Here is a 15,388-nt window from a genome sequence, read left to right on the forward strand (position 1 = left end):
CCGCGCCGCCTGCGTCACGAAGCGGCCTTGCCGTAGTGCCGGGCCGCCGCGTCCTCGGTCACGAAGCCGCGCCGCAGATCCAGCGCCAATGCCTCGGTGGCGCGTTCATCGGGCGCGCCGTAGCCGCCGCCGCCAGGCATCTCGACGACCACCGTGTCGCCCGCCGGGATAGACAGGACGCCTTTCGCCTTGAGCTTGCCGCCCGAACCGAGGCTCAGCCGCCCGGGTGCGCCCGGCAGCCCGCCCTTGCGGCCCCTTGCCGGGTTTTCCACCCGCTCATAGCGCGCATAGAGCGTCAGCGGCGCATCCTCGCGATTGCCGATCTCCATCACCTGGCCGAGCCCACCGCGCAGCCGCCCGGCGCCGCCGGAATCCGGGCGGAACTCCTTGCGCCAGACCACCAGAGAGGTGATCGACTCCGTCACCTCCACCGGCACGTTGCGGATCCCCGAGGGGAACGGCGTGGCCGACAGCCCGTCGAGCGCCGGGCGCGCCCCCGCGCCACCGCTGTGGAAGGTCGTGACCATAAAGCCGCGCGTGTTGCCCGAGGGCTGAGCGCCCAGCCGGATGTTCCAGAGTGTGCCGGTGCTTTCGGCAGGCACCTTGTCGTCGATGGCCTGTTCGAAACAGCCGAAAACCAGATCGGGCAGGAACATCCCGATGGTCGAGCGCGCCACCACCGGACGCGGGAACTTGGCATTGGCGATACAGTCGTCCGGCGCGGTCACGGTGATGCAGGCCATGGTCGCGGCGTTGTTGGGCAGGCGCGGCGCCACCAGGCATTTCACCCCGAAGGAGGCATAGGCCTCGGTGTAGCACATCGGGCAGTTGATGCCGTAGCGCGACGCCTCGGAGGTGCCCTCCATGTCGATATGCACGCCGGTATCGTCCACGGTCACCGCCGCGCAAAGCGTGATCGGATGCTCGTAGCCGTCGATGGTCATCTCGTTGTGCCAGGTGCCCCCGGGCAGCTTGCCGATCTCCTCCATCATCGCCTTGCGCGAGCGGGCGAAGATCTCGTCTCCCACCGTGTCGATCTCGGACAGCCCGTATTCGTCCATGATGGTCAGCAGCCGCTGCCCGCCCACGTCGTTGCAGGCCACCAGCGCAAAGATGTCGCCCTCGACCTGCACCGGCTCTTTCACATTCGCGCGGACGAGTTGCAGCAGGCTCTCGTTCATCACGCCCCGGTCGGCGATCTTCATGATCGGGATGAAAAGCCCCTCGCCATAGACATCGCGCGATTCCGGCGACGGGCCGTTGCCGCCGATATCCACCACATGGGTGGTGCAGGCGAAAAGCGCCACAAAGCGCCCGTTGCGGAACACCGGAGTGACCACCGAGAGGTCGGACAGGTGCCCCGTCGCCTTCCACGGGTCGTTGGTGATGTAGACATCGCCCTCGGACATGCTCGCCGCCGGGAACACATCAAGGAAATGCTTCACCGAACGCGCCATCGAGTTGATATGCCCCGGCGTGCCGGTCACCGCCTGGGCGATCATCTCGCCGCCGGTGTTGAACACCCCCGCCGAGACATCGCCCGCCTCGCGGGTCGAGGTCGAGAAGCCGGCGCGGATCAGGCTGCGCGCCTGCTCCTCCACCGCCGCGATGAGGCGGCTCCAGATCACCTGGAGCTGGATGAGATCGGTTCCGTCTTTCATGCTGCTTCTCCCCGGCGGGCGCTGGCCTCGGCCATGGCTTCGATGACGATATGGCCCTCGGCGCTGAGCGTGGCGGTGAACCCCGCCGGCACCATCGTGTTGGTTTCGAATTCGGTGATGATGGCGGGGCCGGTCAGGCTCGCCCCCGGCGCGAGATCGGGACGGAGATAGACGCCCGCCTCGCCATCGCTCATGCTGAGCAGATCGACCAGAACCTGGGTCTTGCGCGGCGCGGGGGCTGCGGCCGCCACCGGAGGCGCGCTCGGCACGGCGCGGCGCGCGGGTGGACCGGAGAGCGCCAGCTTCCAGGTCAGGCACTCGATCTCCATGCCGGGAATGACGCGGCCGAAATGCCGGCGGTATTCGGCCTCGAAGGCTTCGGTCAGCGTCGCCACCAGCGCCTCGGGCGCGGGCAGCGCGTCGAGGGTCACCATGATCTCGTGCCCCTGCCCGCGATAACGCATATAAACCGCGATGCTCTCGCGCAGCGCCTCGCCCTCGGGCACACCCAGCCGCACGATGGCCTCGGCCTCGGTCCGCATCTCGCCCGCCAGCGCCTGCACATCCGCCATGCTGAGCGTATCGAGCGCGAAGAGCCGCGTGCGCACCGCCTCATAGGCGACCGGCGCCAGCAGGAAACCATGCGCCGAGCCCACGCCCGCGCCTTTCGGCACGATCACCCGGTCGATGGACAGTTTCTGCGCGATCCGTGCCGCATGCATGGGCGCCGCGCCGCCGAAAGCGATCATCGTACGCCCTTCGAGCTGCGCGCCGTTGTCGGTGGCATGTACCCGCGCGGCATTGGCCATGTTCTCATCCACCACCTCGACCACGGCGATGGCGGCGGTGCGGGTGTCCATGCCCGCAGGCCCGCCCACATGGGCATCGAGCGCCTTTGCCGAAAGCGAGAGATCCAGCGCGATCTTGCCCCCGGCAAAGCCCTCCGGGTCGATCTTGCCGAGGATCAGGTCCGCATCGGTCACCGCCGGGCGGGTGCCGCCCAGACCGTAGGCCGCCGGCCCCGGCTCCGAGCCTGCGCTTTCCGGGCCCACGGCGACGCAGGACAGGCTGTCGATATGGGCGAGCGATCCGCCGCCCGCGCCGATCTCGACCAGGTCGATCACCGGCACCCGCAGCGGCATGCCCGAGCCGCGCAGGAAGCGGTAGGCGCGCGCCACTTCGAGGTTGCGGCTTTGTTGCGGGGTGGCGTCGTCGATCAGCACCAGCTTGGCGGTGGTGCCGCCCATGTCGAAGGCGATGGCCTTTTCGATCCCCATTTCGCGAGCGATATCGGCGGCCAGCACCGCGCCGCCCGCGGGGCCGGACTCCACCAGCTTGATCGGCTGGGCACAGGCCACATCCAGGCTGCAAAGCCCGCCCGAGGACATCATCAGCATGATCTCGCCCGGAATGCCCAGGCCTGCGATGCCGGTCTTGAGGCGGCGCAGATAGCTTTCCATCACCGGCTGCACATAGGCATTGGCGCAGGCGGTGGAGCCGCGTTCGTATTCGCGGATCTCGGGGCAGATCTCGTGCGAGAGTGTGATACGCAGTTCGGGCATCTCGCGGCGCAGGATCTCGGCGGCGGCAAGCTCGTGGCACCCGTCCACATAGGAATGCAGGAACGAGATCGCCACCGCCTCGATGCCTTCCGCGCGCAGGGTCGGGATCAGGTCGCGCAGGCTCTGCTCGTCGAAGGGCCGCAGCACCGATCCGTCGGCGGCCAGCCGTTCGTCGACTTCGAGCCGCAGCCAGCGCGGCACCAGCGGTTCGGGGCGTTCCATATAGAGGTCGGACACCTCGAAACGGTGTTCATAGGCCATCTCCAGCGAGTCCCGAAACCCGCGCGTGGTGATCAGAGCGATCCTGGCGCCCTTGCGCTCGATCAGCGCGTTGGTGGCCAGCGTGGTGCCATGCACCACCAGCCCGATGCGCGCCGGGTCGATGCCGCTTTTCGCGACCAGCTCGCGGGTGCCCTCGATCACGGCGCGTTCCGGTTCGCCATGGGTGGTCAGGAACTTTGCCGAGACGAAATCGCCGGGGCCGCGTTCGAGAACGATATCGGTGAAGGTCCCGCCGATATCCACGGCGAGGCGAGCGGAGGGCTCGGTCATCAGTCGGTCCTTTCGAAGATATTGGGAGCGGTGGCCGGATCAGGCGCAAGCCGCATCAGCGCGCCCGGCCCCGTCAGGGGCAGCGGCGCGCCGGTCTCGCAAAGCGCCGCCCGAAGCAGCGCGAGATTGGAAGAAATGACCGGCTTGCCCAGCCGGTCCTCAAGCTCGGGGATGATGTCGAAGGTGAGCAGATTGGTACAGCTCAGAAAGACCGTGTCCGAGGCGGCGGCAATCTCTGCTTGCTGCATGAGCAGCGCGACCGTCTCGCGGCTGTCCACCGCGCCAATCGGGCGCGCCTCGTCGCAGGTATGCGCCACACAGCCGGTCACCTCATGGCCCGCCGCCGTCAAAAAGGCGATCTCAGCCTGGTTGATCGCTTCGGGATAGGGCGTCAGCAGAAACACCCGTTTCGCCTTGAGTTCGGCCAGCGCCGACCGAACCGCGCGCGAGGCAGTCAGCGCGGGCACGCCGGTGACCGCAGTGATCTCTTGCGCCACCGCGTCCTCGGAGCCGGGGCCGTCGACGAAACTGCCACTGGTGCAGGCGTAGAGGATCAGCTCGGGACGGGTGCGCATCAGGCTTTGCGCGGCGTCGATGGCGTTGCGCCCCATCTCGCCCAGCGAGGCGGCGGTCAGCGCCGTGCCTCCGGGGCGCACCGCGCGGGCGTGGTTGATGGCGAAGCCTTCGGGCAGATGGCGCGGCAATTCCCATTCCAGCGCCATATTGCCCGCGGGCCCCACCACACCGATCCGTCTCAGATCGGCGTGTTTCATTTCAGCCGCTCCAGCCCGGCCTCCAGATCCGCGATCAGGTCCGCCGGATCCTCGAGCCCCACATGGATGCGCATGGACTGTCCCCCCGGCGCCCAGTCCGTCGCGCTGCGCAGCTTGGCGGGATCGGTGGGGATCAGCAGACTTTCGAAACCGCCCCAGCTCGACCCCATGCCGTAAAGTTTCAGACCGTCGAGCATGCGGGCGAGCTGCGGACGCTCCACCGGGTGCAGCACAAAACCGAAGAGCCCCGAGGCGCCGGTGAAGTCGCGCTGCCAGAGCGCGTGACCCGGATCCTGCGGCAGACCGGGATGCATCACCCGCTTGACCTCGGGACGGCTTTGCAGCCAGCGCGCAACGGCCAGCCCCGCCTCGTGATGCTGGCGCAGCCGCACCGACAGGGTGCGCATCCCGCGCAGCACCAGATAGGCGTCGTCCGGTCCCACGCAGGCGCCGAGCCGCGCGGCGAAATCCCGGATCCGCGTGTGATGGCCGGTGCCGCAGGCGATCACCCCCGACATCACGTCGGAATGCCCGCAAAGATATTTCGTGCCCGCCTGAAGCGAGATGTCGATGCCGAGTTCGAGCGGGCGCAGGAACACACCGCCCGACCAGGTATTGTCGATCACCGTCACCGCGCCGCGCGCCCTGGCCGTCGCCGCGATGGCGCGCAGATCGGGCATTTCGAAGGTCTGCGAACCCGGCGCTTCCAGCCACACCAGTGCGGTCTCGTCGCGGATCAGCGCGTCGATGCCCACGGTCGGGTCATAATAGCTGACCTCCACCCCCATGGGTTGCAGGATCTCGGTGCAGGCGTGGCGGCAGGGGCCATAGACATTGTCGGGGATGAGGAAATGCGCGCCGGGCCGTGCATGGGCCAGCAGCGAAATGGTGATCGCCATGGCACCGGAGGGGGTGAGCACCGTGCCCTCGGCACCTTCGAGGGCGGTTACCGCCTCTTCCAGCGCGTGGGTGGTGGGCGTACCGCGCCGCCCGTAGCGTACCTTGGCCTCGCCCTTGGCGCTCAGCGCGTCGAGCGTGGGGAAGAGGATGGTCGAGGCGTGAAAGACCGGCACATTGACCGCGCCGCTGTGCTGCTCGGGATGGCGGCCCGCGTGGCAAAGCAGCGTGTCCATCGAAAGCCCGCGTTCCGGGGCCGCCTCGGCGGCCTCAAGCGGCCGGTCCGCATCCAGGGAAGTCGAAACTGTCATTCTCTCGTCCAGTCTTTTGTTGTCGGCAGCGCCTGTGGTGGCGGCTGCATCCGTCCCGGCGCGCCGGGTCACGCTTTTGCCAGATCCGCGGGCCGGCCCTTTGCCTGCGGCTGCGCCGCATCGCCCTCGTCCAGCACGAAATGGCCGGGCGAAAGCTCGATCATGCGGGTGGGCGGCGGCTGGTAGCCCAGCGGCCGCACCGGGCTGCGGATCTCGTCCACCGCGAGCCCGCGCCGCAGATGCCGCCGCGCCGGATCGGGCACCGGCACCGCAGACATCAGCTGCCGCGTGTAGGCATGGCCGGGGTTCTCGAACACCGCGCGGCGCGGCCCGATCTCGACGATCCGGCCCAGATACATCACTGCCACCCTGTGGCTGATGCGTTCGACCACCGCCATGTCGTGGCTTATGAAAAGGTAGGAGAGGCCCCGTGCGCGCTGAATCTCCATCATCAGGTTGATGATCTGTGCCTTGACCGACACGTCCAGCGCCGAGACCGCCTCGTCCGCCACCACCAGCTCGGGGTCGAGCGCCAGCGCCCGCGCGATGGCGATCCGCTGCCGCTGCCCGCCCGAGAACTGGTGCGGAAAGCGCGCCGCCATTTCGGGGCTCAGCCCGACATCGCGCAGCAACTCGCCCACCCTTGTCCGCAGCGCCTCGCCCTGAGCGGTGCCATGGACGCGCAGCGGCTCGGCCAGCAGATCGCCGACGCGCATGCGCGGATCGAGGCTTGCGAAGGGATCCTGAAAAATCATCTGAAGCCGGTCGCAGAGCGCGCTGCGCGGCGCCTGCCCCTCGCCTGCGGCAACAAGATCGCCCATGGTGATCCGGCCCTGACGCACGCGGTTCAGCCCCATAATGGCGCGTGCCGTGGTGCTTTTGCCCGAGCCGCTTTCGCCCACAAGCGACAGCGTCTCGCCGGGCGCGATGTCAAAGGACACATCCTCGACCGCATGCACCCGTCCCGTCACGCCACCCAGCAGCCCGCCGCGCACATCGAAGCGCACGGACACGTCCTTGACCGAAAGCCGTGGCGCGGCACTCGCGGGGGGCGCGGCCACCTCGGCCTCCGCCGCCGCGACGGGCTCGCCGCTGCGGTGGTCGATCAGCGCGAAGGGCTGCGGCAGGTCGGTGCCGTTCATCGAGCCCAGACGCGGGATCGAGGCCAGCAGCGCCCGCGTATAGGGCTGGCGCGGCGCGGCAAAGACATCCGCCGTGCGCCCGGTCTCGACCAGATCGCCGCGATACATCACCGCCGTGCGGTCGGCGATCTCGGCCACCACGCCCATGTCATGGGTGATGAACATCACCGACATGCGCTCTTCGTCCTGAAGCTGTTTGATCAGCTCTACGATCTGCGCCTGAATCGTCACATCCAGCGCCGTGGTCGGCTCGTCGGCGATCAGCAGCTGCGGCTTGCAGGCCAGCGCCATGGCGATGGCCACCCGTTGCCGCATGCCACCCGACAGCTCGTGCGGGAAATCGTCGAGCCGTTTCTTCGCGGACGGAATGCGCACCTTTTCCAGAAGCTGCACCGCCTCGCGCTTTGCGTCGCGCTGGGTCAGCCCGCGTTTGATGCGTAGCGTCTCCATCAGCTGGAAACCGACATCATAGACCGGGTTCAGGCTCGCATCCTGAAAGATCATCGACATCTCACGCCCGCGATACCCCCGGATCTGGCTGTCCGAGAGGCCGGGCAGCGAGGTGCCGCCGAAGAGGATCTCTCCCTCGATCCGGGCCGAGCGCGGGTTGAGCAGCCGCATCACCGACAGCGCGGTAACGCTTTTGCCCGAACCGCTTTCGCCCACCACGGCCAGCGTCTCGCGCGGGGCGATGTGGAAGGAGAGATCGCGCACCACGGGGCTCCAGCCCTTGGAGCCACGGAACGAGGTGGTGAGGTTGCGGACCTCCAGGATCGGGGTCACGGGCAGCGCCCGGATCGACATATCGGGGCGATCCATCATGCGTCCTTTCTCGGGTTCAGCACGTCGCGCATCCGGTCGCCCACGAGATTGATGGCCACGATGGTGATGAGGAGCGCAATGCCGGGATAGACGCTCATCCAGTAGAGCCCCGAGAACATGAACTGATAGCCGTTCGAGATCAGCAGCCCGAGGCTCGGCTCGGTGATCGGTACGCCCACGCCCAGGAAGGACAGCGTCGCCTCGAGCGAGATCGCGCGCGCCACCTGCACCGTGGCGATGACGATCAGCGGCGGGATACAGTTGGGCAGCAGATGGCGCAGCATGATGCGCCAGGCCGGGATCCCCAGCACATAGCTCGCCTCGATATATTCCTTGCGGCTCTCGACCATGCCGACACCGCGCGCGGTGCGTGCAAAGGTGGCCCATTCCACCAGCACCAGTGCCAGCACCACATTGGCCACGCCTTTGCCCAGCAGCGCGAGGATCATCAGCGCCATGAGGATGGTCGGGAAGGACAGTTGCAGGTCCACCAGCCGCATGATCGCGGCTTCGATCCGCCCGCCTTTATAGGCTGCGAAAAGCCCCAGCGTCGCGCCAACCAGCGCCGCGCTCACCGCAGAGACCACCCCCACGCCCAGCGAGATGCGCAGCCCGTAGAGGATCGCGGAATAAATGTCGCGCCCCTGCTCGTCGGTGCCCAGCAGATAGTTGAAACCATAGGCCATGGAGCTTTCGCCCGGCGGCAATTGCCCGTCCATGATGTCGAGCTGCATCAGGTCATAGGGGTTCTGCGGCGTCAGCAGCGGGGCAAAGACCGCCGCCAGCACGATGGCGAGCAGCACCGCGAAGCCCAGTACGGCGCCCGGCGAGCGGACATATTCGCGGGCAAAGTCCCGCACCGGGCGGGCGCGCTCCTGCGGCTCTGCGGCAAATGGATCGGCCAGATCGACGGGCATCAGGCGGCTCTCCCCGAAGCGAAGCGGACGCGCGGGTCCAGCAGCGTGTAGATAATATCGACCAGAAGATTGATCGTGACGAAGAGCAGCACGATGATCATGAGGTAGGCAACGATCACCGGACGGTCGAGATTGTTGATCGAGTCGATGATGAGCTTGCCCATGCCCGGCCAGGCGAAAATCGTCTCGGTGACCACCGAGAAGGCGATGACAGAGCCGAATTCCAGCCCCACCACGGTCACAACCGGGATCATCACGTTCTTGAGCACATGCACCATGGTGACGCGGCGCGCGCTCAGCCCCTTGGCGTGGGCGAGCCGGACATAATCCTGCGGCAGCACCTCCGCCACCCCGGCGCGCGTCAGGCGCAGGATCAGCGAGGTCTTGAAGAGCGCCAGATTGATCGCCGGCAGCAGCATGTGTTTCAGCCCGTCCAAGGTCAGGAACGACCAGTCGGCGCCAAGCATCTGTACCGTCTCGCCGCGCCCGCTGCTCGGCAGCCAGCCCAGCTTGACCGAAAAGATCATGATGAACATCATCCCCACCCAGAAGGTCGGCAGCGAGAAGCCCAGGATCGAGCTGCTCATGATCACCCGCGACACCGGCGAATGCGGGCGCAGCCCGGCATAGAGCCCGAGCGGAATCCCCACCACCACGGCAATCAGCGTCGCCATCACCGCCAGTTCCAGCGTGGCGGGCAGCCGGGTCAGGATCACCTTGAGGGCCGGTTCGTTGAAGATGTAGCTGCGTCCGAGATCGAGATGCAGCAGCCCGTCGAGGAAATGCAGGTACTGTGTCCACACGGGCTGATCGAGCCCGAACTCGACGATCAGGCGCTCGCGTTCGGCCTGGGTGGCCTGCGGCGAAATCAGCAGGTCGATGGGATTGCCGATGAGATTCATCCCGATGAAGACAATCACCGTCATGCAGAGCACAACGAACACCGCCTGGATGAGCCTTTTGAGAATGGATGCGAACATGGGGGCTTCCGGTCTTTGTGCCCCGCGGCCAGGGAGCGGGCCGCGGGGCTATGTGATCAGCTTGCGGCGGCGTGGAAATCCATCGCCAGCGTGCGCTCGTCAGAACGTCCGCCGAAATCGATGCCGTCTGTCATGCCCCAGACGCTGATCGGGTAGTAAAGCGGCAATACGGCCACATCCTTGACCGCGATGGCGCAGCATTCGCGGTAGATCGCCAGGCGCTTTTCATCATCCACCGTTGCCATGCCTTCCTCGATCATCGCGTCGAGTTCGGGGTTGGAATAGCGCCCACGGTTGTTCGAGCCGAGCCCGCGCGACTTGTCATAGGTGTGCACGAGATTGCGCAGCGCCGCCGAGACCTCGCCCGTGGCGGCGCCATAGCCCACCAGGAAGAAGCTGAATTCCGGCACCCCGTCAGGACCGCCCGAAGAGGCGCGCTTGTAGAAGATGTTCGCCGGCATCGCATCGACCGAGATCTCGACGCCAATGCGGGTCAGCATCTGCGCCGCCGCCTGCATCACCGCGCTGTCGCGGATAAAGCGGTCGTTGGGCCCGTGCAGGATCACCTTGAACCCGTCGGGATAGCCCGCCTCGGCCAGCATCTCCTTGGCCTTGGCCATATCGGCGTCACGCAGCGGGATGTCCGGGTTGTGGCCATAGATCCCCGTGGGCACTAGCTGCTCCGCCGGGGCGCCGTTGCCCGACAGGATGCGGGCCGAGATGGCCTTTTTGTCGATCGCCAGATCGAAGGCGTCGCGCACCATCTGGTTCTTGAACGGGTTGGGAATCTCGCTGCCGTCCTTGGCGGTGACATAGGGAGTCACCTCGCGGTCGTGATCGAAGAACAGAAAGATCATGCGGTTCGCCGTGCCGCGCCCGAGCGCGATGCCCGCTTCGGCTTCAAGGTGTTCCACATCCGAGGGCGGTACAGTGTCAATCACGTCCACCCCGTCGGACTGAAGCGCCGCGACGCGCGAGCCGCCGGTCGGGATCGGACGGATCACCACGCGGCTCCAGTCGGGCTTCTCGCCCCAGTAATCGTCATTCCGCTCCAGCTCGATCACCTCGCCCGGCTTGTAGGCGACGAATTTGAACGGGCCGGTGCCGATGGTGGCCTTGCCGGAATTGTAATCCTCGGGCAGCGCCGTCTCGCCCACTGCTTTCGAGATGATCGACGTGGTGGACAGCTCGCGCGGGACGATGGGGTTCGGTGCGTCGGTGATCACGCGAAGCGTGCGCTCGTCGGCCTTTTCGAAACTCTTGCCGCCGAGATAGGCGCGAAGGTTGAAGATCGCGCCCGGCACGTTCTGCGCCCGCTCATAGGTGAAGATCAGATCCTCCACCGTGACCGGATCGCCATTATGGAAGGTGGCGCCCTCGCGCAGTGTGAATTCCCAGGTCAGCTCGTCCACGTTGCGCCAGCTTTCAGCCAGGCCGGGAACGACGTTCTGCGTCTCGTCCATATGCACGATGCGGTCGAAAATATGCTGCGCAATGGAGCTGTTGGCCGTGCGGATATGCCAGTGCGGGTCCATCGAGGAGCTTTCCGAGGACATGCCGACGGTCAGCGTCCCATCGGGAGACACCGCGAAAGCGGGACTGGCGGGGATGAAGGTGCCGGGAAGGAAGAGAAGGCCAAGGCTTCCCATGAAGGTGCGTCTGTCGAGTGTCATCTGGTTTCCCTGTGTCATGCGTTGATGCCGTTTGCCGGTTCTCACACAGGATTGGCGTCATGAATGTATTAGTATGCAAGTGTTTTTTTATGTTTTTAAATGCGCCAAGTTCAATGGCGCAGACCGGTTCGCACCGCAAGAGCACAGGGTGCAATCGTTTATTTTCAATGATTTAAATAGTATTTTTCCATATCGACAGGGGTCAGCGGCCTGCCGGGGCACATCCGGATGGCAAAATATCACCGCCACAACCGGGCGCTACGCGCTGAATTTCGCAGCGCTTTGCCAGGGCAAGCCGATATATTGGTCAGGCGGAAAAGCTGGCCCGCGCGCCGATCACGAATCGCCGCGAAGCATCACCAGCATGCGGTGGCGCTGAGAGGAGCGTACATGTTCGCGAATGGCGGCCTCGACAGCCTCCCCGTCACGCCGCATCAGAGCGTCCACGATCTGGATATGCTGCTCATGCGCGATACGCGCCCGACCGCGCTCCTGCAAAAGGCTCGGCAGCAACGACATGGTGACCGAAAGCTGCTCGATGCTGGCCAACAGATAGCGGTTATGGGCCGCGAGCGCGATGAGATGGTGGAACTGCCGGTTGATGTCGAGCATGCGCGGCATATCTTCGAGCGCGTCCGCCTCGGAGTCGATCAGCTCCTTCAAGGCGGCAAGCTCGGTATCGCTTCCGCTCAACGCAGTAAGGCGCCCGGCTGCGCCTTCGAGGATTTCGCGCATTGTGTAGAGCTCGACGATCTGCTGGTGAGTCAGGCTGGTGACGATCAGACCACGGCGCGGCACATTGGTCAGCAGCCCCTCGGCCTCCAGCCGCGAAACAGCCTCGCGGATCGGCGTGCGCGAGACGCCGAATTTCTCCGCCAGCGCCACTTCGGTCACCCGCTCGCCGATTTTCAGGGCACCGTTCTGGATGGCGCCTCGGACATGTTCATAGGCCGTATGGCTGACGTCTCGCGACTTGTTTGTGTCCTTCACCAAAACGGCCCCTTCCCCTGAACTCCCGAACACGAATGTACCGGCGCCCAAGCCTGTATCCAAATGTTTTGATACTCTCAAGCATCAGTCCAGCGCAGCCTCGACATGGGCACGATAGCCCTCACACATACGCAGCCGATCGCGATAGGCGCCCAGCCCGTGCAGCGCCGGGCGCGGCGCAGAGATCAGGAACCAGCGATGCACCGCCGGCGCTGCCGCGATATCGGCAAGGGTCATCGTCTCACCGGCGATCCAGGGCGTTTCGCAAAGACGGGTGTCGAGCGCCGTGAAAGCTGCGGCGACCGGCGAGAAGAGCGTCGCCTTTTCCGCGTCTTCCGCTTTCCGGTAACGCCCAAGCGGCGGCACAAGCGCCGTTGCGATCCAGTCCATCCAGGCATCCGCCTGCGCCCGCGCAACAGGATCGGTGGGCCAAAGGGGCGTGTCGTACTCTGCCCCGAGATAGCGCAGGATCGAATGCGATTCCCAGATCGCCCCGCCATTCACCTCAAGAGCGGGCACCTTGCCATGTGGATGCAGGCGGCGATAGGACGGCGTGTCCGTGGGCGCGTATCCCCGTCCGGTTTCGCGCAGGTCATAAGTCAGACCAAGCGCATCGAGCGCCCAATAGATCTTGGCTGTATTCGAGGAATTGCGACGTCCGTAAAGCGTGATCATACTAGTCTCACATCAAAGTTCATCTGGACACCAATGTATACTTATGTTTCAAAAGCGTCAAACATGCTCGCTGCAACATATGGCAGATTTCGCTCATGGCCTCCTCCGACATCCCACCGCAAGACGGCCGCCTTTACGGCGCCGGCCTACCCACCCTGCTCCGCCAGATCCCGACCTTCGCGGTGGCGCTGCTCGGCGGGTATCTGTTCGATCTCGCCGATGTGCCGCTGGGCTGGATGATCGGGGCGCTGGTGTTTTCGGCGCTTTTCTCCTGGGGCTTTGCGGTCTCGATGCCGCCGCGCACGCGGCCCATGGCGCTGGTGGTGCTGGGCGCAAGCTTCGGCACCGGTGCCTCCCCCGAGATCATCGCCGAAGTGATCGAACGGCTGCCCTGGATGGTGCTGGCGAGCCTGCTGACCCTTGTCACAGGCGCGCTGCTCACCCGCCCGCTCGCCGCCATCGCCCGGCTCGATCCCCGAAGCGCGTTTTTCTGCGCGGTGCCCGGCGGAGTGACGGTGATGCCGGTGCTGGCCGAAGCCGCCGGCGCCGACACCCGGCCCGTCACCCTGTCGCAGACCATGCGCATGGTGCTTGTGGTGCTGCTGGTGCCGCCGGCGGTGATCGCCCTCGGCGCGGGCGCCGGGGCCGAACCTTTCCACGCCACAAGCACCCCGGTGGAACCGCTGGTGCTGACGCTCTTTCTGGCCGCGAGCCTGGGGGCGGCCTATGCGATGAAATATGTCCGCGCCGCCAATCCCTGGATCCTCGGGCCGCTTTTCCTCTCCATCGGCCTCACCGCCACCTTCGGCGCGCCCAGCGGTTTCCCGCGTTGGATGATCGCGCTGGCACAGGTGGCCATGGGCGCAGGTTTGGGCGTCAAACTGAACCGCAGCTTCGTACTGGGCTCGGCCCGGCTGCTCATCGCCTCGGCGCTGTCGACGCTGTTTCTGGGGCTGCTGCTCGGGCTGCTGGCAAGTGTGCTGGCGCGTGCCTCGGGCCTGTCGCTCGGGGCGGTACTGCTGGGAATGGCGCCGGGCGGCACCCCGGAAATGGTCGTAACCGCCGCCGCACTCGAAGTCGCGGTGCCAATGGTACTCGCCTTCCATCTGGTGCGCATGGTGGCCAGCAACGTGCTGATCGCGCCAATGTGGGCGGCCGTCCGGCGCAAGCCGGGGTTCGGGCGCAGCGCCTGACCGGCGACCGTCTTCGCTCAAATCCAGGCAGGAGAGCCACGGACATAAACTGCGCCCGGCTGATCACCCGCGACGCTGCCGGAGGTACAGCCGATTAGCAGGCGCTGCGCTCAGACCTCGTCCTCGTCGCGCAGACGCGAGCCTTCGGGCGGCGCGCGGCGGATATTGCGCTCCAGATCCAGCACATAGCCGATGATCGCCGCCACCGCCTCCCAGTGCTCGACGGGGATCTCGCGGTCGATCTCGCTCACATCGTAGAGCGCGCGCGCCAGCGGGCGGTTCTCGACAATCGGGATCTCGGAGTCGCGGGCCAGCCGGCGGATCTGCGCCGCCATGAGATCGGTGCCCTTGGCCAGACAGACCGGCGCCAGATCGACGCCGTTTTCGTATTTCAGCGCCACCGCGTAATGCGTCGGGTTGGTGAGGATCACCGTCGCGCGCGGCACCGCCGCGGCGATGCGCTGGCGGGCGCGTTCGCGGCGCAGGCCCAGACGCTTGGCGCGGATCTGCGGATCGCCCTCGGTCTCCTTCATCTCGTCCTTGATTTCCTGGAAGGACATGCGCTGCTTGCGACGATGGTCGAAACGCTTCCACATGATGTCGGCGATGGCGATCACCGCCACCAGCGCCAGTGTCATCAGCAGCATCTGCCCCGCCGCCTGCCGCGCGTAATCGGCCAGCATCTCGGGAAAGATCCCCTGCCCCTGCCAGATCTGCCGCACTGCACGATAGCTCACCCAGCCGGCAATCGCACCGACCGCGAGCACCTTGCTCACGCTTTTCAGGAACTCGACGAAGGCGGCGAGCGAGAACAGCCGCTTCAGCCCCGCCGCAGGCGAGATCTTGGACCATTTCGGCCGCAGCCGCTCCGCCGCGACCACCACCTCGCCCTGAAGCGCCACACCGGCCAGCGCCCCCAGCACCATCAGCAGGATCATCGGCGCGAGCAGCAGCACAACGCCGCGCAGCAACTCGCGCGTGACCCCGCCCAGATCGCGCAGCCCGGTGACATCGCCACCGATATGCACCTGCCCCGCCGTCTCGAACACGCCGCGCAACAGCCCCGTGAGCGGCGCCGAGACCGAGGGCAGCACAAAGGCGGTGATCCCGAAAAGCGACAGCACCGCCATCAGCGTGCCAGCCTCTCTGGAGGAGGCGACATCGCCCTTCTCGCGGGCCTTTCGCAGCCGGCGCTCTGTCGGCTCTTCTGTCTTGTTGTCCTTGTCCTCGTCGGCCATGG

Annotated in this window: 12 protein-coding genes; 1 reads left to right on the forward strand and 11 read right to left on the reverse strand. The window is 66.2% G+C overall.

The window, feature by feature from the left end; all coding sequences use genetic code 11:
* Positions 1–14 precede the first annotated feature (14 nt).
* The 10 genes from I6N89_RS06845 to I6N89_RS06890 all read right to left on the reverse strand — a co-directional run bounded on the left by I6N89_RS06845 (position 15) and on the right by I6N89_RS06890 (position 12,955).
* Positions 15–1,661 (reverse strand): hydantoinase B/oxoprolinase family protein, encoded by a 1,647-nt coding sequence (locus I6N89_RS06845; RefSeq protein WP_207017512.1) that lies wholly within the window; start codon positions 1,659–1,661, stop codon positions 15–17.
* Complete coding sequence (locus I6N89_RS06850; RefSeq protein WP_207017513.1) at positions 1,658–3,775, reverse strand: hydantoinase/oxoprolinase family protein; 2,118 nt, start codon at positions 3,773–3,775, stop codon at positions 1,658–1,660. The genes I6N89_RS06845 and I6N89_RS06850 overlap by 4 nt, the downstream gene beginning before the upstream one ends.
* Positions 3,775–4,548, reverse strand: a complete 774-nt coding sequence (locus I6N89_RS06855; RefSeq protein WP_207017514.1) for an aspartate/glutamate racemase family protein — start codon at positions 4,546–4,548, stop codon at positions 3,775–3,777. Before I6N89_RS06855 ends, I6N89_RS06850 begins: the two co-directional genes overlap by 1 nt.
* Positions 4,545–5,756: a cystathionine beta-lyase gene (metC, locus tag I6N89_RS06860; RefSeq protein ID WP_236016476.1), complete on the reverse strand. Its 1,212-nt coding sequence runs from the start codon at positions 5,754–5,756 to the stop codon at positions 4,545–4,547. Before metC ends, I6N89_RS06855 begins: the two co-directional genes overlap by 4 nt.
* Positions 5,757–5,824: 68 nt before the next feature.
* Positions 5,825–7,720 carry an ABC transporter ATP-binding protein gene (locus I6N89_RS06865; protein WP_236016477.1) on the reverse strand — a complete coding sequence of 632 codons (1,896 nt, stop codon included), beginning with the start codon at positions 7,718–7,720 and terminating at the stop codon, positions 5,825–5,827.
* Positions 7,717–8,637: an ABC transporter permease gene (locus tag I6N89_RS06870; RefSeq protein ID WP_207017515.1), complete on the reverse strand. Its 921-nt coding sequence runs from the start codon at positions 8,635–8,637 to the stop codon at positions 7,717–7,719. Before I6N89_RS06870 ends, I6N89_RS06865 begins: the two co-directional genes overlap by 4 nt.
* Positions 8,637–9,617 (reverse strand): ABC transporter permease, encoded by a 981-nt coding sequence (locus tag I6N89_RS06875; RefSeq protein WP_207017516.1) that lies wholly within the window; start codon positions 9,615–9,617, stop codon positions 8,637–8,639. Before I6N89_RS06875 ends, I6N89_RS06870 begins: the two co-directional genes overlap by 1 nt.
* Before the next feature lie 56 nt (positions 9,618–9,673).
* Complete coding sequence (locus tag I6N89_RS06880; protein ID WP_207017517.1) at positions 9,674–11,290, reverse strand: ABC transporter substrate-binding protein; 1,617 nt, start codon at positions 11,288–11,290, stop codon at positions 9,674–9,676.
* A gap of 336 nt (positions 11,291–11,626) precedes the next feature.
* On the reverse strand, positions 11,627–12,280 hold the full coding sequence (locus I6N89_RS06885; protein ID WP_207017518.1) for a GntR family transcriptional regulator: 654 nt from the start codon (positions 12,278–12,280) through the stop codon (positions 11,627–11,629).
* Positions 12,281–12,364: 84 nt separating this feature from the next.
* The gene (locus I6N89_RS06890; RefSeq protein WP_207017519.1) at positions 12,365–12,955 is read right to left on the reverse strand and encodes a glutathione S-transferase family protein; all 591 of its coding nucleotides are present in this window, start codon (positions 12,953–12,955) and stop codon (positions 12,365–12,367) included.
* 95 nt (positions 12,956–13,050) lie between these two features.
* Between I6N89_RS06890 and I6N89_RS06895 the strand changes: the two genes are divergently transcribed.
* On the forward strand, positions 13,051–14,148 hold the full coding sequence (locus I6N89_RS06895; protein ID WP_207017520.1) for an AbrB family transcriptional regulator: 1,098 nt from the start codon (positions 13,051–13,053) through the stop codon (positions 14,146–14,148).
* A gap of 110 nt (positions 14,149–14,258) precedes the next feature.
* Here I6N89_RS06895 and I6N89_RS06900 read toward each other — a convergent pair whose 3' ends face one another.
* On the reverse strand, positions 14,259–15,386 hold the full coding sequence (locus I6N89_RS06900; protein ID WP_207017521.1) for an EscU/YscU/HrcU family type III secretion system export apparatus switch protein: 1,128 nt from the start codon (positions 15,384–15,386) through the stop codon (positions 14,259–14,261).
* Positions 15,387–15,388 lie beyond the last annotated feature (2 nt).

Source organism: Salipiger abyssi, from assembly GCF_017311415.1.
Classification (GTDB): domain Bacteria; phylum Pseudomonadota; class Alphaproteobacteria; order Rhodobacterales; family Rhodobacteraceae; genus Salipiger; species Salipiger abyssi_A.